This window comes from Cryobacterium sp. TMT2-15-1, from assembly GCF_004402345.1.
Classification (GTDB): Bacteria; Actinomycetota; Actinomycetes; order Actinomycetales; family Microbacteriaceae; genus Cryobacterium; species Cryobacterium sandaracinum.
The window spans coordinates 1-21,334 of record NZ_SOGD01000060.1 but is presented as its reverse complement, the minus strand read 5'-3'; the positions used below and the strand labels follow the sequence as shown (position 1 = coordinate 21,334).

21 protein-coding genes are annotated in these 21,334 nt (G+C 69.9%); 15 read left to right on the top strand and 6 right to left on the bottom strand.

Annotated elements, in window-relative coordinates; all coding sequences use genetic code 11:
• Positions 1-52 precede the first annotated feature (52 nt).
• The 4 genes from murA (at position 53) to E3O62_RS16355 (ending at position 4,342) form a co-directional block, all read left to right on the top strand.
• Positions 53-1,375, top strand: a complete 1,323-nt coding sequence (gene murA, locus E3O62_RS16370; RefSeq protein WP_233194190.1) for a UDP-N-acetylglucosamine 1-carboxyvinyltransferase — start codon at positions 53-55, stop codon at positions 1,373-1,375.
• 133 nt (positions 1,376-1,508) lie between these two features.
• Positions 1,509-2,204 carry a 1-acyl-sn-glycerol-3-phosphate acyltransferase gene (locus tag E3O62_RS16365; protein ID WP_241973561.1) on the top strand — a complete coding sequence of 232 codons (696 nt, stop codon included), beginning with the start codon at positions 1,509-1,511 and terminating at the stop codon, positions 2,202-2,204.
• Between the two features lie 19 nt (positions 2,205-2,223).
• Positions 2,224-3,321: an NAD(P)H-dependent glycerol-3-phosphate dehydrogenase gene (locus E3O62_RS16360; protein WP_104103030.1), complete on the top strand. Its 1,098-nt coding sequence runs from the start codon at positions 2,224-2,226 to the stop codon at positions 3,319-3,321.
• Entirely contained in the window at positions 3,224-4,342 is a 1,119-nt protein-coding gene (locus E3O62_RS16355; RefSeq protein ID WP_134399293.1) for a D-alanine--D-alanine ligase family protein, read from the top strand. The genes E3O62_RS16360 and E3O62_RS16355 overlap by 98 nt, the downstream gene beginning before the upstream one ends.
• A 28-nt stretch (positions 4,343-4,370) precedes the next feature.
• Here E3O62_RS16355 and E3O62_RS16350 read toward each other — a convergent pair whose 3' ends face one another.
• The 3 genes from E3O62_RS16350 to E3O62_RS16340 all read right to left on the bottom strand — a co-directional run bounded on the left by E3O62_RS16350 (position 4,371) and on the right by E3O62_RS16340 (position 6,412).
• The gene (locus E3O62_RS16350; RefSeq protein ID WP_134394168.1) at positions 4,371-4,598 is read right to left on the bottom strand and encodes a sulfurtransferase TusA family protein; all 228 of its coding nucleotides are present in this window, start codon (positions 4,596-4,598) and stop codon (positions 4,371-4,373) included.
• 35 nt (positions 4,599-4,633) lie between these two features.
• Entirely contained in the window at positions 4,634-5,692 is a 1,059-nt protein-coding gene (locus E3O62_RS16345) for a YeeE/YedE family protein (protein ID WP_134394167.1), read from the bottom strand.
• A gap of 204 nt (positions 5,693-5,896) precedes the next feature.
• A complete protein-coding gene (locus tag E3O62_RS16340) occupies positions 5,897-6,412 on the bottom strand; it encodes a DUF3515 family protein (protein WP_134394166.1) in 516 nt (171 codons plus the stop codon).
• A gap of 24 nt (positions 6,413-6,436) precedes the next feature.
• Between E3O62_RS16340 and thiL the strand changes: the two genes are divergently transcribed.
• Positions 6,437-7,444 (top strand): thiamine-phosphate kinase, encoded by a 1,008-nt coding sequence (thiL, locus tag E3O62_RS16335; RefSeq protein WP_241973558.1) that lies wholly within the window; start codon positions 6,437-6,439, stop codon positions 7,442-7,444.
• Between the two features lie 7 nt (positions 7,445-7,451).
• On the opposite strand, the gene E3O62_RS16330 is transcribed toward thiL, so the two are convergent.
• Entirely contained in the window at positions 7,452-8,030 is a 579-nt protein-coding gene (locus tag E3O62_RS16330) for an RsmD family RNA methyltransferase (protein WP_134394165.1), read from the bottom strand.
• Positions 8,031-8,125: 95 nt separating this feature from the next.
• Here E3O62_RS16330 and E3O62_RS16325 point away from each other — a divergent pair, with 95 nt between their 5' ends.
• From E3O62_RS16325 to E3O62_RS16285, 9 genes are all read left to right on the top strand, one after another.
• Complete coding sequence (locus E3O62_RS16325; RefSeq protein ID WP_134399291.1) at positions 8,126-10,321, top strand: ATP-dependent DNA helicase RecG; 2,196 nt, start codon at positions 8,126-8,128, stop codon at positions 10,319-10,321.
• A 57-nt stretch (positions 10,322-10,378) separates the two neighbouring features.
• A complete protein-coding gene (gene coaD, locus E3O62_RS16320) occupies positions 10,379-10,867 on the top strand; it encodes a pantetheine-phosphate adenylyltransferase (protein WP_134399289.1) in 489 nt (162 codons plus the stop codon).
• 86 nt (positions 10,868-10,953) lie between these two features.
• Positions 10,954-11,925, top strand: coding sequence for a MoxR family ATPase (locus E3O62_RS16315; protein ID WP_134399300.1), 972 nt, complete (start codon positions 10,954-10,956; stop codon positions 11,923-11,925).
• A 58-nt stretch (positions 11,926-11,983) separates the two neighbouring features.
• Positions 11,984-13,522 carry a DUF58 domain-containing protein gene (locus E3O62_RS16310; protein ID WP_166786524.1) on the top strand — a complete coding sequence of 513 codons (1,539 nt, stop codon included), beginning with the start codon at positions 11,984-11,986 and terminating at the stop codon, positions 13,520-13,522.
• On the top strand, positions 13,509-15,950 hold the full coding sequence (locus E3O62_RS16305; protein ID WP_134399285.1) for a DUF3488 and transglutaminase-like domain-containing protein: 2,442 nt from the start codon (positions 13,509-13,511) through the stop codon (positions 15,948-15,950). Before E3O62_RS16310 ends, E3O62_RS16305 begins: the two co-directional genes overlap by 14 nt.
• An 11-nt stretch (positions 15,951-15,961) precedes the next feature.
• Positions 15,962-16,534, top strand: a complete 573-nt coding sequence (locus tag E3O62_RS16300) for a DUF177 domain-containing protein (RefSeq protein ID WP_104171681.1) — start codon at positions 15,962-15,964, stop codon at positions 16,532-16,534.
• Between the two features lie 2 nt (positions 16,535-16,536).
• The gene (gene rpmF, locus E3O62_RS16295; protein WP_066596228.1) at positions 16,537-16,740 is read left to right on the top strand and encodes a 50S ribosomal protein L32; all 204 of its coding nucleotides are present in this window, start codon (positions 16,537-16,539) and stop codon (positions 16,738-16,740) included.
• 132 nt (positions 16,741-16,872) lie between these two features.
• Positions 16,873-17,559 carry a ribonuclease III gene (rnc, locus tag E3O62_RS16290; RefSeq protein ID WP_134394159.1) on the top strand — a complete coding sequence of 229 codons (687 nt, stop codon included), beginning with the start codon at positions 16,873-16,875 and terminating at the stop codon, positions 17,557-17,559.
• A gap of 33 nt (positions 17,560-17,592) precedes the next feature.
• Positions 17,593-18,534 (top strand): Fpg/Nei family DNA glycosylase, encoded by a 942-nt coding sequence (locus tag E3O62_RS16285; RefSeq protein WP_134394158.1) that lies wholly within the window; start codon positions 17,593-17,595, stop codon positions 18,532-18,534.
• On the opposite strand, the gene E3O62_RS16280 is transcribed toward E3O62_RS16285, so the two are convergent.
• Both E3O62_RS16280 and E3O62_RS16275 read right to left on the bottom strand, forming a co-directional pair.
• Positions 18,426-19,103 carry a hypothetical protein gene (locus E3O62_RS16280; RefSeq protein WP_134399283.1) on the bottom strand — a complete coding sequence of 226 codons (678 nt, stop codon included), beginning with the start codon at positions 19,101-19,103 and terminating at the stop codon, positions 18,426-18,428. The two genes, E3O62_RS16285 and E3O62_RS16280, sit on opposite strands and share 109 nt — an antisense overlap.
• Entirely contained in the window at positions 19,034-19,705 is a 672-nt protein-coding gene (locus E3O62_RS16275; RefSeq protein WP_134399281.1) for a GNAT family N-acetyltransferase, read from the bottom strand. Before E3O62_RS16275 ends, E3O62_RS16280 begins: the two co-directional genes overlap by 70 nt.
• Positions 19,706-19,980: 275 nt before the next feature.
• Between E3O62_RS16275 and E3O62_RS16270 the strand changes: the two genes are divergently transcribed.
• A partial coding sequence (locus E3O62_RS16270) for a chromosome segregation SMC family protein (RefSeq protein WP_166786523.1) occupies positions 19,981-21,334 on the top strand: 1,354 nt, incomplete at its 3' end.

The following is a 21,334-nucleotide window of genomic DNA, read 5'->3' as shown; positions in this document are numbered from 1 at the left end:
GTCGGACGCGCAGAACCGCGAGAACGCCCAGAACTGGGGCGCGGCCGTCGGGCTGCAGGGCGACCGGATCACCATCCGCGGCGGCATCCCCCTGGTCGGCCGGATCGAACTGAAAGGCGCGAAGAACCTGGTCACCAAGGCCATGGTCGCGGCCCTTCTCGGGGAGAGCCCCAGCACGCTCAAGAACGTGCCGAACATCAGCGACGTGCGCATTGTGCGCCAGCTGCTCGAAGTGCACGGCGTCAAGGTCACCGACGGCGCCGAGCCCGGCGAACTGCTGCTCGACCCGGTCGACGTCGAGAGCGCGCATTTCGCGGCGATCGACGCGCACGCCGGTTCCTCGCGCATCCCGATCCTGTTCTGCGGCCCTCTGCTGCACCGCCTCGGCGAGGCGTTCATCCCCGATCTCGGTGGCTGCCGCATCGGCGACCGCCCGATCGACTACCACCTGGACGTGCTGCGCAAGTTCGGCGCCGTCGTCGAGAAGCAGCCCAACGGCATCCGGATGTCCGCGCCCAACGGGCTCAAGGGCACCAAGGTGTCCCTGCCCTACCCGAGCGTCGGCGCGACCGAGCAGGTTCTCCTGACCGCCGTGCGCGCGGAGGGCATCACCGAGCTCAAGGGCGCGGCGATCGAGCCCGAGATCATGGATCTCATCAACATCCTGCAGAAGATGGGCGCCATCATCACGGTCGACACCGACCGGGTGATTCGGATCGAGGGCGTCGAGCGTCTCGAGGGCTACAACCACCGCGCCCTGTTCGACCGGAACGAGGCGGCCAGCTGGGCGGCAGCGGCCCTGGCCACCGACGGCGACATCTTCGTCGGCGGCGCGCGCCAGCCCGAGATGTTGACGTTCCTGAACGTGTTCCGCAAGGTCGGCGGGGCGTTTGACATCGAAGACGACGGCATCCGGTTTTACCACCCGGGCGGCGACCTCAAGCCCGTCATCATCGAGACGGATGTGCACCCCGGCTTCATGACGGACTGGCAGCAGCCGCTCGTGATCGCCTTGACCCACGCGCACGGCGTCTCGATCGTGCACGAGACCGTCTACGAGCAGCGCTTCGGCTTCGTGGACGCTCTCGTCGAGATGGGCGCCACCATCCAGATCCACCGGGAATGCCTCGGCGGGCACCCCTGCCGGTTCGGCCAGCGCAACTTCAACCATTCAGCCGTGATCACCGGGCCGACGAAACTGACCGGCGCCGACATCGAGGTTCCCGATTTGCGCGGTGGCTTCAGCCACCTGATCGCGGCGCTGACCGCGAAGGGAACCTCCACCGTCAGCAACGTCGGAATCATCAGCCGCGGCTACGAGAACTTCATCACCAAGCTTCAACTGTTGGGGGCTGACTTCGATCTCGAAGGATAATTGGGCTGTGCCAGCATCCGATCCAGCGTCCGTGTCCGATCCAACGCCCCAGACCCACATCTCTCGTGGCGTCGTGAACCCCGGGCGGGAGCGTTCGGAGACCCGACGGCCATCCGTGTTCTGGGTGCTGGCGATGATGATCCTTCCGGTGATCAATCTCACCGTGCGGTACAAGGTCACCGACGCCGCGAAGTTCCCCCGTTCGGGAGCGTTCGTGATGGCGCCCAACCACTTCAGCGAGATCGACCCGGTTCTGATGGGGGTGCTGAGCTGGAATCTGGGGCGCGCGCCCCGGTTCATGGCGAAGGCATCCGTCTTCAAAATCCCGGTGATCGGGTGGCTGCTGCACAGGTCGGGGCAGATCCCGGTGCAGCGCGGCGGCAGCGTGCGCGGCAGCGAGCCCGTGAAGGCGGCCGAGCGACTGGTAGAACGTGGCCAGATGGTCGTCGTCTACCCGGAGGGGTCGCTGACCCGCGACCCCGCGCTTTGGCCGATGCGTGGCAAGACCGGCGCCGTGCGGATCGCTCTCGAGCAGGGTATCCCGATCGTGCCGGTGGCCCACTGGGGAGCACAGGCGATCATGCCGCGCTACTCGAAGCGGCTGAGCCTGTTCCCGCGCAAGACCGTGCTGGTCAAGATCGGTGACCCGCTCGACCTCGCGCAGTTCCGGGGCCGCAACCTCGACCCGGCGACGCTCAACGAGGCCACCGCGCTCGTCATGGCCGCCATCACCCGGTTGCTCGAAGATCTTCGGGGTGAGGCGGCGCCGTCCAAGCGCTGGAATCCGGCCGAACACGATCAGAGAGAGACCGGACGTTTTGAAGCCTAAGGTTCAGCCAGGCAAACGGGTGGCCGTTCTCGGTGCCGGCAGCTGGGGCACCACGTTTGCCAAGATCCTGGCCGACGGCGGGGCCGACGTCGTGCTGTGGGCCCGCCGTCCCGAGCTCGCCCGCGAGATCACCGAGGCCCGGCGCAACAGCGACTACCTGCCCGGCATCAACCTGCCGGAGGGCCTGCGGGCCACCGCGAGGCTCGACCTGGCCCTCGCCGGCGCCGAGCAGGTGTTCGTATCGGTGCCGAGCCAGTCGCTGCGCGAGAACCTGATCCTGGCCGAGCCGTTCCTGGCTCCGGGCGCCATCGTGGTGTCGCTGATGAAGGGCGTCGAGCGCGGGTCCGGCCTGCGCATGAGCCAGATCATCGCCGAGATCCTGCCGATCAACCCCGACCTGATCGCGGCGATCTCCGGACCCAACCTGGCCCTGGAAATCGCCAAGGAACAGCCGACGGCGGCCGTGGTCTCCTCGAACAGCCTCGAGACCGCGCAGGCCGTTGCCATGCTGGCCCGCAACCGCTACTTCCGCTCCTACGTCAACACGGATGTCATCGGCACCGAATTCGGCGGCGTGCTGAAGAACCTCATCGCCGTGGCCATCGGCATCGTCGACGGCGTCGGCTACGGGGAGAACACGAAGGCGTCGATCATCACCCGCGGTCTCGTGGAGATGACCGATTTCGCGGTGGCCTACGGCGCGCATCCGGAGACGCTGGCTGGCCTGGCCGGCCTGGGCGACCTGATCGCGACCTGCCAGTCGCCGCTGTCGCGCAACAACACCGCCGGCCGGCTCCTCGGCCAGGGCTACGGCATCAACGATGTCGTCAAGCAGATGCAGCAGACCACCGAGGGTCTTGCGTCCGTCGGCCCCATTCTCGATCTCGCCCGCGCCAAGGGGGTGGACATGCCCATCGTTGAGCAGGTCCGCCAGGTGCTGGCCGGTACTCTGAAACCGCGGGATCTCGCCCCGCACCTAACCACGGACTCAGCGGAGCCGCAGGGCGAAAGGACGATTGATGACGAACAAGCTCACGGTGGCGCTGCTCTTTGGGGGTCGGTCAAGCGAACATTCGATCAGTTGCGCCACAGCGGGCGGCGTCCTGGCGGCGATTGACCGCGACCGCTACCACGTCATTCCGGTCGGCATCACCCGCGACGGAGCCTTCGTGCTCGAAGCGGATGACCCGGCCCGGTTCACATTGGACGCGGCCGAACTGCCGGAGGTCTTCGACAACGGCACCCGCATCCGGTGGCCGGAGAGCAGCCTCAGCCGCCAGCTGACCGTCAGTGACGGCGCCGGCTACCGTTCGCTCGGCAACGTCGATCTGGTCTTCCCGATCCTGCACGGCCCGTTCGGCGAGGACGGCACCGTGCAGGGGCTGCTCGAACTCGTCGGGCTGCCCTACGTGGGCTCAGGTGTGCTCGCGTCGGCGCTCGGAATGGACAAGCACTTCACCAAGACCGTCTTCCAGCAGGCTGCCCTCCCGGTCGCCCCGTGGCGTACCCTCACCGCCGGCGATTGGGTCGAGGCCCCCGGGATGGCGTTCGCGGCGGCCGAGGAGCTCGGGCTGCCCGTGTTCGTGAAGCCGGCACGGGCAGGGTCGAGCGTGGGCGTGAGTCGGGTGTCGAGCCTGGACCAGCTCGCCGAGGCGATGCGGGTTGCTCTGCTCGAGGACAGCAAGGTTCTGATCGAGGCCGGGTTGCGCGGACGCGAACTCGAGATCGCCGTGCTGCAGGGGCGTCCTGGCGAGCCGACGCGGGCATCCGTCGCCGGCGAGGTTCGGGTCACCGGGCGGGACTTCTACGACTTTGCCGCCAAGTACCTCGGTGCGTCCGGCATCGACCTGGTCTGCCCGGCCGACCTCACCTCCGAGGAACTCGCCCAGATGCAGGCCCTGGCCATCCGCGCGTTCGACGCGATCGATGGCGCCGGCCTGGCGCGGGTGGACTTCTTTCTCACCGATGACGGCTGGGTGATCAACGAGATCAACACCATGCCCGGGTTCACCCCCATCTCGATGTTCCCGAGCTGCTGGCTGGCCAGTGGCTTCACCTACCCGCAGTTGATTGATGAGTTGATCGAGGTGGCGATCGCCCGCCGCGCCGCGCCGGCCGCGCTGCACCTGGCGGTCTAGCCGCCCTGCCGCGCGCCCGGCGCTCCGATCAGGCCTTCTGCACCGTGATGGTCCAGTGGGCTTCTCCAACGCGATCGAAGTGGGTGACCGGGTAGCCGCTCTCCGCCGCCCAGCGTGGCAGGGCATCCGTCGCCTGCGTGCAGTCGAAGTTGATGGTGAGCTCGTCGCCGAGGTCGAGCTTCTCGATTGCGGCTCCGGCCTCCACGAGCGGGAACGGGCAGACCTGACCGTCGGTCTCAAGTACGTACTGTGCCATGTCGGGCTTCTTTCTCCTGGTTGGCTAGGGGGTTGCTACTGGTTGGCGGGAACGCGAGCGGGGGAGACCCCGACCCGCGCGGACCCGGTGATGAAGAGGCGCGTCGCGGCGCCGGTGCCGATGATCATGAACACCAGCGCCACCCAGCCCTGGAGGCCGAAGGTGGCGGTGTCGACCATGCCGTTGCCGATGGTGCACCCGCCGGCCAGGCTGGCTCCGACGCCCATCAGCACCCCGCCGAGGATGCTGCGGACGGTGGTGGTGACATCGGGAAGACGCACCCGGAACTCGCCGCTGCCCTTGGCTGCAATGAACGAGCCGAGCAGGATGCCGATCACCAGGTACACTCCCCAGTCGATCAACTGGGGATCACCGCGCACGAGGTAGTTGACCATGTTCGAGGACGGCCCGGTGATACCGAGCCCGGACTCGCGCCCGGTTGCCCAGCTGAGCGGCCAGGCGAGGATGGCGAGCGGCGCGATGATCAGGGCGGTGGTGAACGCGCCCCATTTCTTCTCGAACAGGAGATGACGGATGCCGCTCGTGCGGGCCGGGAGCGACGCGACCGGCCGGGACGACCGCAGCCGCAGGTGGTGCCGGGCGAGCAGGCCGACGCCGGTGACGAGCACCGCGACCAGCACCCACGGTGAGATGCCGAGGACTCCGTGGATGGTGGAGGCCTCCACGGTGATACCGCGCAGCGCCGCGACCGGAGCGGACAACGCGCCCGTCTTCGAGATGGCGGAGAAGAGGGCGTAGAAGATCAGGGCGAACCAACTGCCCACCAGACCCTCGCCGGCGCGGTAGTAGGTGCCCGTGGCGCATCCGCCGGCCAGCACGATGGCGAACCCGAAGATGAACGCACCGATGATCGTGGCCAGCCAGGCGAAGGGCTGGGGGTCGAGGGTGATCACTCCGGCAGCGTCGAGGGCGAAGACGCCCACACTCTGCACGGCGATGACGATCAGAAAGGCCGTCAGCCAGCGGGTGCTGCCCGTGAGCCACAGGTCCCGGAACGCGCCGGTGACGCAGAACCTGCCCCGCTGCATGGTGAAGCCCAGGGCGACGCCCAGGCCGAGTCCGGTGAGAAGCATGTCGTGTCCCCGTCCATCAGAGGTCGCACGCCGTGTGACGGCGACTCCCCGGCGACGTTACGGGCCGGCCGGCGGCGCTGCTCCCAGACGTCGCGGCGTAACGAAATGAGACGTAACACTTGACAACTCCGCACCCGCACCCGCCCGTGCGGCCGAAACTCCTAAGGCTGTCGGCTCGGGGCAGCAGGACGGCAGGGCGGCGGACTACGGAGCGGGCGCCACCGTCTCGCCGTCGGTCGGCAGCAGCAGGTCCGCGGCGCCGAGGCACTGGCCCGTCGCGGGGATGTTACCCACGGCCTGCGCCAGGTCAACGAGCACCGTGGACCCGCTGACCTTGTCCGAGTCGATGACCAGTTCGGTTGCCGGGTCGCGGCCGTAGGTGGTGTAGCGGTAGAGCGGGGCATCCGAGTCGTCTTCGATCCAGTCGATGCCGTTGACCGTGAGGCAGGGGAGCGTCGTCGGTGCGGGCACGGCAACGCCGCAGTGCAACAGGACCGCGCTCGGGGTGCCCCACGCGCCCGTGGCCTGGGCGTTCGTCTCACGTTCCGGAAGCGAGGCCACCGAGGTCGGAAGGCGAACGATGAGGTCGGCGCAGGTGGGATTGACGGCATCCGCGGCCGGTTCCAGCGGCACGATCGCCGTGCAGCCGGTGAGGAGCACGGTACCAGCGACGAGCGTGAGCGCGAGGCCGGTGCGGAGGAAGCGGATGCGGGGAGTCATTGCATTCAGGCTACCGTTTGAAGCATGACGAATGCTGCGGGCGCGATGGTCCCCACGAGTGCGACGCTGGCCGACCTGAGCGAAGGGGAGGTTCTCGCCCGAATCTTCCCGCGACTGCCGGGCTCCGCGGCTCAGCTCCTCGGCCCCGGCGACGACGCCGCCGTGATGCGGGCGCCGGACGGGCGCTACGTTGTCACCACCGACATGATGATCCAGGGTCCGGATTTCCGGCTCGCCTGGTCGTCCCCGCACGACCTCGGCTGGAAGGCCGCCGCGACGAACCTGTCCGACGTCGCCGCCATGGGGGCCCGTCCCACCGCACTGGTGGTGGCGATCGCCGCCCCGCCATCGACGCCGATCTCGGTGATCGAGGGCATCGCCGACGGGTTGCGGGACTGCTGCGAGGCGCTGGCCCCGGGCTGCGGCGTCGTCGGCGGCGACCTGTCCGCGTCCGACGCCCTCACGCTCGCTGTGACAGCCTTCGGCGACCTCGAGGGACGCGAGCCCGTGCTGCGCTCCGGGGCGCGGCCAGGCGACGTCGTGGTCCTGGCCGGGCGCCTCGGTGAGGCCGCCCGAGGCCTGGACCTGCTCTTCCGTCTCGCCGTGGACGAAAACGGTGTTCCGGATGCCGCGCTGGCGGACGCGTTGCGGGCGCAGCATCCCGAGGCGGTCGCCGCGCAGCTCGCACCGGTGCCGCCCATCGACCGAGGTCCGGCCGCCGCCGGCGCCGGCGCGACCGCGATGCTGGACGTGTCCGACGGACTCGCCATCGACGCCGGGCGCCTCGCCCGGGCCAGCAGCGTGGGCATCGACTTCGCCCGGTCGGCCCTCGGCGAGAATGTCGAGCGTTCCCTCGGCGGCGGCGAGGACCATGGCCTGCTGGCCACTTTCCCGCCGGGCGCCGTGCTGCCCGCCGGCTTCCGCGTCGTCGGCGTGGTGACGGATGCCGCAGGCTCGGTCCTGGTGGACGGCCGCCCCCATGACCAGGCCGGCTGGGACCCCTATCGCGGCTGGGACGGCGCCGTCGCCTGAGAGCGACTCAGGCGGCGGGCAGAACGGGGGAGGCGTACCAGACGGTCGTGTCGCCGTAGTCCTTGCGCCGGTCGGATGCGAGGCCCGCTCCCCAGACCGGTTCGGGGGAGCGGGAACTGCGCTCCACGATGACGAGTGCGTCCACGTCGAGCAGCGGCGCTAGGGCGGCAAGGTTGTGGCCGAGCTCGGTCTCGGCCAGGTCGTAGGGCGGGTCGATGAAGACCAGGTCGAATCCATCGCCGGTGGCCGCGAGGAACGACTGCACGGACTGGCTGCTCACCTTGATCTTCGGGGCGCCCCGCCCCGGTGCCGCCCGCAGCACGGCCTCGGTGTTCTTGCGGCACATCTGCGCGGCGCCAAAGTTATTCTCGACCAGGGTCACGATGCGCGCTCCCCGGCTGGCCGCCTCCAGGCCGAGCCCGCCCGACCCGGCGTACAGATCGAGAACCCGAGCGCCCCGGATGATGTCGCGCGCGTCGAGGGCGGAGAAGATCGCCTCCCGCACGCGGTCGCTCGTGGGGCGGGTGCCGGTCTTGGGCACCGCCAGGGGCAGGGAACCGGCAAACCCGGCGACGATTCGCGTCATAACCCGTCGAGTTTATCGCCCGTCGGCGGCCGAGGTCGCGGCGCGCCCGCGCCGACCCGGTGCCGCATGTCGCACGTGCCGCCTACGATCGAGACATGACCGATTCGGAGGCTGGGGAGACTCTCGCCCCGGTGACCCTGGACAGCAAGCTGGCCACCGTGGTCGGCGGCAAAACGGCCGTCGCCCTGGGCAAGGCCTTCGGCTCGCACACCGTGGGCGATCTGCTCAGCCACTACCCGCGCCGCTACGCCCGCCGCGGCGAGCTCTCGTCGATCAGCCTGCTGCCACTCGACGAGAACGTGACCATTGTGGCGGAGATCCGCTCGGTCGAGGAACGCCCGATGAAAGCCCGAAAGGGGTCGATCGTCGAGGTGAAGATCTCCGACGGCCGCGGCATCCTCAGTCTCACCTGGTTCAACCAGTCCTGGCGGGCCAGGCAGCTCCAACCCGGCATGCGCGGAATGTTCGCGGGCAAGGTCACCGACTACCGGGGCCACCTGCAGCTCACGCACCCGACCTACAAGCTCTTCGGCCCCGGCGCCGACGACGAACCCGAGATGCCCACGGATGCCGCGGCCGCCAAACTCTGGATCGAGCAGCCCGTCGCGATCTACCCGTCCACCAACACCGTGGCCAGCTGGCAGGTCGCGCAGTCCATCGCGATCCTGCTGGACAGCGTGGGCCCGGTGCCCGACCCGATCCCGCCGGAGCTGCGCGCCGAGCGCGGGCTGTTGCCGCAGGGCCGGGCCTTCGAGCTGATCCACCGCCCGGAAACCGATGCGGACTGGCGCCGCGCCAGGGACACCCTGCGGTTCACCGAGGCCTTCGTTCTGCAGAGCGCCCTGGTGCAGCAGCGGCTCACCGCCCGGCAGCAGCGCTCCACCCCGCGCGTGGCGTCGTCCGGCGGCCTGCTCGAGCGCTTCGATGCCGGCCTGCCCTTCAGCCTCACCGCGGACCAGCGGGGCGTGGCCATGGAGATCTCCGCCGACCTTATCGAGACCCACCCGATGAACCGGCTGCTGCAGGGCGAGGTCGGCTCCGGCAAGACCGTCGTGGCCCTGCGGGCCATGCTCACCGTCGCCGACACGGGCGGCCAATCGGCTTTCCTCGCTCCCACCGAGGTTCTGGCGGCCCAGCACCTGCGCACGATTGTGCGGTCGCTCGGCCCCGAGCTGGCGGGCACGTTGATGCCCACCCTGCTCACCGGGCAGCTGCCGGTGGCGGAGCGCCGCAAGGCGCTGCTCCGAGTGGTGTCCGGACAAGCCAAGATCGTGATCGGCACGCATGCGCTGCTCGGCGACAAGGTCACGTTTTTCGACCTCGGACTGGTCGTCGTCGACGAGCAGCACCGGTTCGGCGTGGAGCAGCGCGAGGCGTTGCGGCTGAAGGGAGCCGTGCCGCCGCACGTGCTGGTGCTCACCGCCACCCCGATCCCGCGCACCGTGGCCATGACCGTGTTCGGCGACCTCGACGTGAGCACGATCGCGGAGCTGCCGGAGGGGCGACAGGGCATCGAGACCTTCGTCGTGCCTGTGTTCGAGAAGCCCGGCTGGGTCACCCGGGTGTGGACCCGGTTGGCGGAGGAGCTCGCCCAGGGCCGCCAGGGTTTCGTGGTGTGCCCGGCCATCGCCCCGAAACAGCTCGAGGAGAGCGCGGAGGTCGATCCCGAGGCGGCAGCGCCGGCATCCGTCGAGATGGTGCTCGCCGAACTGCGTGGTAACCCGGCCCTGGCCTCCGCCCGCATCGAACCGCTGCACGGGCGCATGACCAGCGACGAGAAAGACGTGGCCATGCGCGCGTTCGCGGCCGGTGAGATCGACGTGCTCGTGGCGACGACCGTCATCGAGGTCGGCGTCGACGTGCCGAACGCCTCCGCCATGGTGGTGCTGGACGCCGACCGGTTCGGCGTCTCGCAACTGCACCAGCTGCGCGGCCGGGTGGGCCGCGGCGGCGTGCCGGGGCTCTGTCTCCTGGTCACGAGCGCGGAGGCCGAAACCATCGCGCGCGAGCGAGTCGAGGCTGTCGCTGCCACCCTCGACGGGTTCGAGTTGGCCCAGGTCGACCTGGAGCTGCGCCGGGAGGGCGATGTGCTCGGCAGCAACCAGTCCGGGGGCCGCTCTTCACTACGCCTGCTGAGGGTGGCGACCGACGGCGACCTGATCGGGGAGGCCAGGGGCTATGCGCAGCGCCTGAGCGAACACGACCCGCACCTCGAATCGGTCCCGGCGCTTCGGGAGGCGGTGCGGCGGCGCCTCGACGACGCGGAGCGGGCCTCGCTCACCAAGTCCTGACAGCAGGATCGGAGCGCGCTCAGGCACCGTTCACGCACTGGGGCTAGGGTGATCGCTATGCGCAGGATCGCCGTCGTCCCCGGTTCATTCGACCCCGTCACGCGGGGTCATCTCGACGTGATTGAACGGGCGGCCGGTCTCTTCGACGAACTGCACGTGCTCGTCGTGCACAACCCCGGCAAGACGGCTCTGCTGCCGATCAGCCAGCGGGTTTCCCTGCTGCAGCGGTCCATCCTGGACGCCGGGCTGCCGGGCAACATCGTGGTGGCCTCCTGGGGCATGGGGCTGCTCGTCGATTACTGTATGGAGGTCGGCGCAGGCGTGCTGATCAAGGGCATCCGCTCACAGGTGGACGTGGCCTACGAGACCCCGATGGCGATCGTGAACCGCAACCTCGCCGCCGTGGAAACGATCTTCCTGCTGCCCGACCCGGCCAACGCCCACGTGTCCAGTTCCCTGGTGCGCCAGGTCGCCGCCCTCGGCGGCGATATCACCCCCTACGTGCCGCCGGCCGTGGCGGCATTCCTGCAGAAGACACGCGTGTGAATACGTCGCCCGTGCGCTCGGTTTCCGTTCCGGCGCTCACCGGGAACGCGGGCGGCCCTGTCACCGACACGGACGACGAGACCCTGATGGACCTTGCGGCCGTCCAGGCTGCGGCGCGTGCGATCATCCGCAATGTGGAAACCGTCATCGACGGCAAGCACACGGCCGTCACGACGGCTCTCACGGTGCTGCTGGCCCAGGGGCACCTTCTGATCGAGGACGTTCCCGGCGTCGGCAAGACCATGCTGGCCAAGGCGCTGGCCAAGTCCGTGCACTGCACGGTCAGCCGCGTCCAGTTCACCCCCGACCTGCTGCCCTCCGACGTGACGGGCGTGTCGGTGTTCAACCAGGTGGACCGCCGATTCGAGTTCAAGCCTGGCGCCATCTTCGCGAACATCGTGATCGGGGACGAGATCAACCGGGCGAGCCCGAAGACCCAGTCCGCGCTGCTGGAATGCATGGAGGAACGCCAGGTCACCGTCGACGGCTCCACCTACCTGCTGCCGCTGCCCTTCACGGTCGTGGCCACGCAGAACCCGATCGAGATGGAGGGCACCTATGCGCTTCCCGAGGCCCAGCGGGACCGGTTCATGGCACGCATCTCGATGGGGTACCCCGACACCGAGTCCGAGCTGATGATGCTGGATGCCCGCGACACGTCGAGCCCGCTGGCCGGCATCGAGTCGGTCGTCTCCGGCGCCCAGCTGCGCGGAATGATGACGGCCGTGCAGCGGGTGTTCGCCTCTCCCGCGGTGAAGGAGTACACGGTCAGCCTGGTGCGGGCCACCCGCGACGACCGCGACCTGCGCCTGGGCGCCAGCCCCCGTGCCACACTGCAGCTGATCCGGGCGGCCAAGGCCCAGGCGGCGCTGCACGGCCGGGACTATGTGCTGCCCGACGACATCGACTCCCTCGCCGTCGCCGTGCTCGGGCACCGCCTCGTGGCGAGCAGCCGGGTGCTCGGCCACCATCAGGACAGCGGCCCGGTGGTCGACGACATCGTTCGCCGGATCGTGGCGGCCACCCCCGTTCCCGTCGGTGCCACCGGGCATCCCTGACGCCATGCCGGCGAAGCAGCGGCGCGTCCGGATTCCTCGGCTCACCCTTCGAGGCGGGATGTTCCTCGCCGTGGGAGCCGGCCTTCTGCTGCTCGCCCTGCTGACGAACCAGCGCGACCTTCTGTTCATCGCCGGTGTCCTCCTGGCCATCCCCGTCGCCGCCCTCGGGTACGTCTCGATCCATCCGGTGCGCCTGCGCGTCACCCGGATGCTGCGCCCACCGGTCGTGCCGGCCGGCGGCGAGGTCGTCGTGGGGCTCGGGGTGCGGAACCTTTCCTCCCGGCCCCTGGCGGGCCTGCATCTGCGGGACACCGTGCGGGGGCGGGACGCCGGCGACGTCGGACTGACCGTGCCGGCCGGAACGCCGCTACCGGCCCTCGACCGCTATGAGGGCGGCCTGGACACCGGTGCAGACAGTGTGAGGTTCGAGTACCGGTTCAGCTTGCCCCGGCGGGGTCTCTACGCAACGGGCCCGGTGCTGATCGGGCGTTCGGATCCTTTCGGCCTTGCCTCGGGCGAGTGGGCCGTGGGGGAGCCGCACGACCTGGCGGTGACGCCCCGGGTGACCGCCCTGGCCGGTCGGGGCCTCACCGGCACCCTGAACGACGGCGACGTGCCGGAGCGGCTCCGGCACCTGAACCACAACGCAGACCCCTTGATCGCGCGCGAGTACCGGCCGGGCGACCCGCTGCGCCGCGTGAACTGGCCGGCCACGGCCCGCCTGGGCGCGATCATGGTGCGGCAGGAGGAGGAGCAGAGCAACCCCGGAGTCCGACTCGTGCTTGACACCGCGCTGCGCGGCCGCCGCGGCCGCCCGACCGTCGTCGGTGCCGACACGGGTGCCGGTGCCGACAGCGGCACCGATCTCGGCGGGCCGCGCCTCGAGCAGGCGTTCGAGGTGGCCGTCGAGCTCGCGGCATCCGTGGGGGTGCACCTGCTGGCGGCCGGCTACCGGCTCGACCTGGTTGCGCTGGGACCGAGCCTGTCCGGACCGAGCCTGTCCGACCCGAGCCTGTCCGACCCCAGCCTGTCCGACCCCAGCTCGGGTTCGTCCGGCAGGCTGGCGAGCCCGGGTCAGGCGAACGCTACCCCGGGGCGACCCGGCGGCCACGGCGGCCTGCGCGGCGACCCTCCCACCGTCTTCCTGCCGCCGGGCGGAATCGCGCTGCTGCTCGAAGGGCTGGCCGGGGTCGAGCCGGCGGACCCGCCCGACCCGGCGGAGCCCGCCGAGGACGCAGCAGAACAGACGTACACGTTCGGCGGCCCCGCAGCGAAGCCCGGACCCCTGGCCGTCCAACCTGGTACGCCCGAGTCCGGGACCGCCGCGAAACTCAGCACGCTCGTGGTGCCCGGCGGGCTGCTGCCGACCTTCGCGGTGCTCGTCGCCGTCGACGACCGGGATCTGACCGAGCTCGCCGACCTCGTGTCCCAGAGCCGCCCCGCGGTGGCGTTCGTGCTGCCCACGGTTCGAACGGATGCCGTGTGCCGGCTGCGCGAGGCCGGCTGGCGCTGCATCCCCGTGCACCAGGCCCGGGACATCCCCCGTGCCTGGGAGGACTTGATCGGCGCGAGGAGGCCCCTGAATGACGCCGTCTGACCGGGTCGCTCCCGACCAGGCTGCTCCCGACCAGGGCACTCGCACCACCCGGCACGATCCCTCCGCCCGGGCGGACCGACTCAAGCGGGCGCAGTGGCCCCTCGCGTTCGCACTCCTATTGCTGTTGGTCGTGGCCGACGCCGGCCTCGGGCCGCTGCTCGAGGACACGGGCTGGTGGTGGCTGATGACGTTCACGGCCGCCGGCGTCCTGCTCGGTTCTGCCGCACTCCGCCGCGCCGGGCTGCCCGTCTTCCTCGGGCCGCTCGCCGGATTCGGGGTTCTTGTGGCCGTCCTGACGCTGCTCTTCGGCGCCGGAAGCGGCTGGCTCTGGCTGATCCCGACCGGGGAGACGATCGACCGGTTCCGCGATTTGGCGCTTTCCGGGGCGGTCTCCATCGAGCAGCAATCGACGCCGGCCGAGGCGACCGCCGGCATCCTGTTCCTGCTCAGCGCCGGCGCCGGCGTGATCGCGATCCTGATCGACACGCTCGCGGTCCTCCTGCGGGTGCCCGCGCTCGCCGGACTGCCCGTTCTGGTGCCGCTGCTCGTGCCGGGGCTTGCCCTCGGCTACGAGGCCAACCTCGAGGCCCTCGTACTCACGGCCGCCGCCTACCTCCTGCTCCTCCACGTCGAGATCCGGATGCGCCGGGCCGGCAGCCTGCCCGGCCCGTCGGCCGTAGCGGGGCCCGGCACGGTCGCGCCCAGGCGGCGCCACGTGCCCGACTCCTTCGGGGGAGCGGTCGTCGTGGGCAGCCTCGCGATCGTGGCGGCAATCGTGGTCAGCGTCGCGACGCCCGTTTTGCCTGGGGGCAGCCTCAGCGGTGTGCGCCCGGGCAGCAGCCTGCTGTTCTCCAACGGTGTCAGCCCCATGATCAACCTCGGTCAGGACCTGCGTCGGCCGGACGCCGAACCGGTGCTGCACTTCCGCACCACGGCGACTCGGCCGCCCTACCTTCGGTTGCTGACACTCGATGAACTCTCGGGCCGCAACTGGACCGCCGGGGAGGCGCCCGGGAGTCGCGCGAACGCCGTCGACGACATCGACCTGCCGCCGGGGTTCTCACCCGATATCAAGACGAGCGAGACGATCACGACCATCGGCATCGACAACCTGGCCGCCCGGTGGCTGCCGACCCCTGCGCCGCCCCGCTCGGTGACCGGCCTGCTCGGCGCCTGGTACTGGAACGAGGCGACCGGGTCCATCACGAGCCCCGGCGACACGACCCGCGGCCAGGAATACACCGTCACCGCGCTCACGCTGGAGCCGACGGCGGAGCAGTTGCGGGAAGCCGAGGGTGCCTATCCGGCGGAGATCCGGCGCAGCCTGAGGCTGCCGGCCGAGACTCCGGCCCTGATCGGCGACACCGCGCGTGAGGTCACCGCCGGCACCACGAGCGCGTACGAGGCCGCGCGGGCACTGCAGGACTACCTGCGCGGCAGCGACTTCGCTTACGACACCGAGGCTCCCGTCGAGGCCGGCTATGACGGTGGCGGCATTGACGTCGTCAGCACCTTCCTCGAGGTGAAGACGGGGTACTGCGTGCACTTCTCCTCGGCGATGGCGGCGATGGCCCGATCGATCGGCATCCCGTCCCGGATCGCGATCGGCTACCAACCCGGGTCGCTGTCCGCGTCGGGTTCTGTCGCCGGGGTCGGCCGGTACAGCGTCGACACCCACGACCTGCACGCGTGGACGGAGGTCTACTTCGAGGGCGTCGGCTGGGTGCCCTTCGAGCCCACGCCCGGCCGCGGCGCCGTGCCTGCCTACACGCAAGACGATGCCGTCACCGTGCCGCTGACTGATTCCGGCCAGGCCGGTCCGTCGGACGCGCCGCGCCCCGAGGACCTCGGCGGCCAGAACGCCGCTGACGCCCAGGCCGACGCTTCTTCGCCCGCGGACTCGCGCGGCGGCATCATCCGTCTCGGCCTGCTCGTCCTCGGGACGCTCGCGCTGCTCCTGCTGCCGGCCCTCCTCCGGGTGATTCGGCGGATGCTGCGGCGCCGGGGCCTTCTGTCGGGGCAGAGCGGGGCCGTGGAGGCGTGGCGTGAGGTCAGCGACACGGCGGTGGACCATGGCGTCTTCGTGCGGGAGACCGAGACGCCGCGCGAGCTCGCCGCCCGGCTACGGGTTTTCATCGGCTCGGTAGGCGGCGCCGAGAGCGTCACGGAGGGCGCCGGTCCGGGCGGGGGAGCCCCGGCCGAGGCCCTCGACCGGCTCCTCGTGGGAGCGGAGCGCAGCCACTTCGGGCGACCGGGTGACGACGCGCAGTCCGCGCGGGCGGCGGAACGCGTGGCCGACCTCGACGTGGTGCTCCGCGGCATCCATTCGGTGTCGGGCCGGCGCCTGCGGGTGCGGGCGACGCTGCTGCCGGCATCGCTCTGGCGCCCCGCCGATCGACGAATCGGACGCCCAGCCGTGAACGCGTAGAATCTTTCCTCGTGAGTAGATTCAAGAAGACCCCGTACAAGGTCGATGTGCGCGACCTGATCAACCGCCCGGGCACCATGCACGAACGGCACCTCGAAATCGTCGTGCCGGGAGACCTCGGCGAGAGCTTGGTCGCCGTGAAGGCCGGCTCCACCGTGATCGCGAACCTGCGCCTCGAAACCCTGCACGAGGGCATCCTCGTGTCGGCCCAGGTGTCCGGAATAGCCGCCGGAGAGTGCGGCAGATGCCTCATCGACGTCGAATTGCCGGTCCAGGTCGAGTTTCACGAGCTTTTCGCGTACTCTCTAGACGAAGCTTATGAAAGTGAAGTTCAAGATGACCACGTGGATCTTGAACCTCTGATCAGGGATGCGGTGGTGTTGTCACTGCCGTTCCAGCCGGTTTGCCGGCCGGATTGCCCAGGTCTCGACCCCGAGACCGGTGAACGGCTTGCCGAGGCCCCTGAGTTCCTACCCGAAGAAAAGCGCGATCCCCGGTGGGCCGCGCTCATGGAATTCCAAGCTTCCGAAAGCAGCGGCACGGATGAAGACATCCAGGCTGAAACGGATAGAGAAGAGAAGTAGTCATGGCAGTCCCGAAGCGCAAGCAATCACGCTCCAACACCCGTTCACGTCGTTCCTGCTGGAAGGCCGAGGCTCCCACCCTGGTCAAGACCATGGAAAACGGCAAAGTTGTCTACAGCCTGCCGCACCGCGCCAAGGTCGTCACCGACGCCGCCGGCACGGCGCTGTTCATGGAATACAAGGGCCGCAAGGTCGCCGACGTTTAGTCTCGTTGTGCTCGAACGTCTGATGCCGCGCCGACGGATGCTGGGAGCCCCGATTCAGGGACCTGGTCCGTCGAGTCGCGGCATCAGTGTTTGTCGGCATCTGCCTCGCGGGCACTCCCTGAGTCAGCACTCGTGAGCGTCGAACCCGAGGTCTCGTCTTTGCTGACGACGCTCGGCGTGCAGATCGACCCGGCCTTGCTTGAGCTCTCTCTCACCCACCGCTCGTACGCGTACGAGCACGGCGGCATACCCAACAATGAGCGCCTCGAATTTCTCGGTGACTCGATCCTGGGGCAGGCCGTGACGGTCATGCTCTATCGGGAGTACCCGCAGCTCGACGAGGGTGACCTTGCCAAGCGCCGGGCCAGTCTGGTGTCGAGCGTTGCCCTGGCGGGCATCGCGCGCGGCATCGGCTTGGGTGAGTACGTTCGCCTCGGCCGCGGCGAGATCCTTACCAACGGGCGCGACAAGTCGTCGATCCTCGCCGACACCGTCGAGGCGCTCATCGGAGCGGTCTACCTCGACTCCGGCGGAGAGACGGCGACGGCGCTCGTCCTGCGCCTGATCGAGCCGCTCCTCCGTGACCCAGGGCACTTCGGAGTGTCCATGGACCCCAAGACGAGCCTGCAGGAAGCCGCGGCTCGCCTGGGAACCGGGGTTCCCGTGTATTCCATCGCGGAAAGCGGACCCGATCACTCCAAGATCTTCATCGCCACCGTCACGGTGGGTGACGTCAGTGCGGTCGGCGAGGGCACGAGCAAGAAGCACGCCGAGATGGCCGCCGCGCTCGACGCCTGGACGCGCCTCAGCACTCCCTGAGCTGCTGTCAGGCCGTGTCGCTGAAAGGCTCGCATGCCCGAACTTCCTGAAGTGGAGGTCGTTCGCGCCGGCCTGGCGCCGGCCGTAACCGGCGCCGTGATCGCCGGCGTCGAGGTCTTCGAGCCACGATCCCTGCGTCGCCATGACTCCGCGAGCGGGCAGTTCGCCGACCTGTTGCAGAGCCGGGTTGCGCTCGCCGCCGTCCGCCGGGGTAAGTTCCTCTGGCTGCCGCTGGATTCCGGGCGCGCCCTGGTCGTGCACCTCGGAATGAGTGGTCAGGTGCTGCTGCGCAGCCCTGGATCGGACACGGACCGGCACCTGCGCATCCGTTTGCAGATCGAGCACCCGGAACACGGCGAGCTGTGGGTCAACTTCGTCGACCAGCGCATCTTCGGCGGTATGGCCGTGGACTCGATGCAGCCCACCCGCGACGGGCTGACGGCCGGGTACTCCGGGCTCGCAGGCGGCGCGACCGGGGCGGACGGGCTGGCCGGGTCAGGCCTGGACTGGTCGGGGCTGATCCCGTCGCAGGTGGCGCACATCGCGCGCGACCCGCTGGATCCGGGCTTCTCGGCGCCGCTCCTCCTGGCTGCCCTGGCCCGCAAGAAGACCGGGATCAAGCGCGCCCTGCTCGACCAGACTCTGATCAGCGGCATCGGGAACATCTACGCCGACGAGGCCCTCTTCGAGGCCCGGGTGCACTACGAGCAGCCGGCAGACTCCCTGTCACCCGCGCACGGGCGGGCGCTGCTCGGCGCGGTCCGCAGCATCCTGAACCGGGCCCTGGCCGAGGGCGGCACCAGTTTCGATGCGCAATACGTGAACGTGAATGGTCAGTCCGGGTATTTTTCGCACAGCCTCAACGCCTACGGCCGGCAGGGTCTGCCGTGCCCCCGCTGCGGCACACTGCTCGTGCGGCAGCAGTTCATGAACCGCAGTTCACACCTCTGCCCGCGCTGCCAACGGCTGCGCTGAGGATCGCCGACCGCGGGAAAACTGTCTATTGAACACGAATACGAAACTTCGCCCGAGGAGCTGATGCCGCCGAGGTTGCGGAGTTCGCTGCGAGGGTGCCCTGGCAGGCGGCGATCGCCCGTGCGGTCACCGCCGACAAGCTCACCGAAGCCCTGACCCTGCTTCTCGTCGAGGCGTCGACGCTGAACAGTAGCCAGGTCGTCAGACTCGCGCGGCGCATGCGCGACCGCCTCGAGGTTTGCCACCTTCAGCAGCATCCCCAACCGGCGGCCGCGGTGCTCGCGCAGCACCAGCGTGTCCTCCTGACTGACCGCGCGGCGGGACTCCACCGGCACCTCCAGCTCGGTGAATCCCACGAGGTGGCCGCTCGGGCCATGCAGCACCGCCGAGGTCAGCGCCGTGCGCCTGCCGGCGGCAGCCTTCTGCTCCTTCTGCATGACACGCTCGGGCGTCCAGAGCTGCTCCGGTTCGGCCAGGCCGGCGCTCGGGGCATCCGTACTCATGCGCGTGTAGAGCACCGCCAGATCGGGCACCCATTCCGGCGGGGTGCGATCGACCCACTGCAGCACTGAATAGTCCGGACCCGCATATCCGGCGGCGGCGTCGCGCAGGCGGCGGAGCTGCGTGGGATCCACTGGCAGGGTAAGCCGGCTGCGCGCACGACCTGCTCGAGGAGGTAGCCGCGGCCCTGAAGGAACCGAACCTCGGGGTTGCCGAGCGGAACCGAACCGAACCCGGTGGGGGAGTGGAGGCGCTCACCCGGCGCTGTCGGTGATGGAGCGTAGACGATCTGCACGCTGCGGCCCTCGGAGTGCGCGATCGCCTCGAGCCGGGCAGTGAGGGCTGAGCCGATGCCTCGCCGTCGGTACTCGGGAAGCACTTCCACGGCCAACCACGCGTGCTCGGCGGAATCCTCCGAAAGAGTCTCGTAGTGACCGCGCCCGACAATGCGTCCCTTGGACCGGGCCACGAAGAGGCGCTTGGGCTCCCACGCCTGCTTGAGCCAGCCCGGCAGGAGCTCCTCGGCGGTCAGCTCCAGGTCGGTGGTGCCGTTCGCCTCGGCCTCGACCGTGTTGCGCACCCCGTTCGCCGCCTCGAAATCGGCCCAGCCGGGAGCGTGCGGCGCGGCGGGAATGGCGAGTTCGTCGATCTCGAAGCTGAAGGTCCCCATGATCGGCCAGCGTAGCGCTGCCCTGCCGCCCGGGCTCGGCCCCAGCCCCGAACCAATTCGACGGATGAAGCAGGAGAGCCGAGATTTTGCTCAAACCCGGCCCGAGACATCCGTCTCCGCTTCACATCGGCAAAATCCCCGTCAAATTCGTCGGGGACCGCGCCTACCGCCGGGGACCGCGCCTACCGGGCGGTGGCGGCTGTATCCGGTACCGTTGCTGGGGGCGGCGCGCCGGGCGGCCGCGACCCGAGTCAGCGACGAAAGGGGGCGAAACCGTGTATCTGAAGAGCCTCACCCTCAAAGGCTTCAAATCCTTCGCCCACCCCACCACGTTCGCCTTCGAACCCGGCGTCACCTGTGTGGTCGGGCCCAACGGCTCGGGCAAGTCCAACGTCGTCGACGCACTCGCCTGGGTGATGGGCGAGCAGGGCGCGAAGACCCTTCGCGGCGGCAAGATGGAAGACGTCATTTTCGCCGGCACGTCCACCAAGGGCCCGCTCGGGCGGGCTGCCGTGACGCTGACCATCGACAACACGGATGGCGCGCTGCCGATCGACTACACCGAGGTCACCATCTCCCGCACCCTCTTTCGCAACGGCGCGAGTGAGTATGCGATCAACGGGCGCACCTGCCGCCTGCTCGACGTGCAGGAGCTGCTCAGCGACTCCGGCCTCGGCCGGGAGATGCACGTGATCGTGGGGCAGGGGCAGCTCGACGCCGTGCTGCGTGCCAGCCCCGAGGAGCGCCGCGGGTTCATCGAGGAGGCCGCCGGCATTCTCAAGCACCGTCGGCGCAAGGAGAAGACCCTCCGCAAGCTCGACGGCATGCAGGCCAACCTCACCCGGCTCAGCGACCTGGCCGGGGAGATCCGTCGGCAGCTCAAACCGCTCGGACGCCAGGCCGACATCGCCCGCGAGGCGCAGACCATCGCCGCCGTCGCCCGCGACGCCCGGGCCCGGCTCCTGGCCGACGACGTGGTCACGCTGCGTATCGCGCTCGACGCGCACGGCCGCACCGAGAGCGAGCGGCACGCCGAACGACTCGTGCTGACCGAACAGCTCGAGACCCGGCAGCGGCGCCTGCGCCGACTCGAGCACGAGCAGATCGGCGACGCCGTCGACCAGGCCCGGCGCACGAACTTCGGCCTGGAATCCGTGCAGGAGCGCCTGCGCGGCCTCTACACCCTCGCCAACCAGCGGCTGGCCCTGCTCGGCTCGCAGGCCGAGTCCGTGGACGCCGGCCCCAGGGTGACCACGGCGATGCTGACGGATGCCGCCGCCGAGATCGACGCGCTGCGCAGCCGCATCGACGTGGCCGAATCCACCTGGGCTGCCGCCCGCGCGGCCACCGAGAAGTCCCGGGGCCGGCTCGACGCCCTCGACGAACAGATCGCCGCCCAGGCCGTGCTGGTCTCCCAGCACGACCTTCACCTCTCCCAGCTGACCGGGCAGGCCGAGACCGCCGCGGGCCGCCTGGCCTCCGTGCGCGGCGAGGTGCTGCGGCAGCAGAACGCCCTCAATGCCGCCCGTGGCCGGGTCGACACGGCGGAGGCACACCTCGCCGGACTCGCCGCGGACGCGGCGGCGCTCGACGCGGCCGCCGTCGACGCCGGCGAGAGCCACCCGGCCG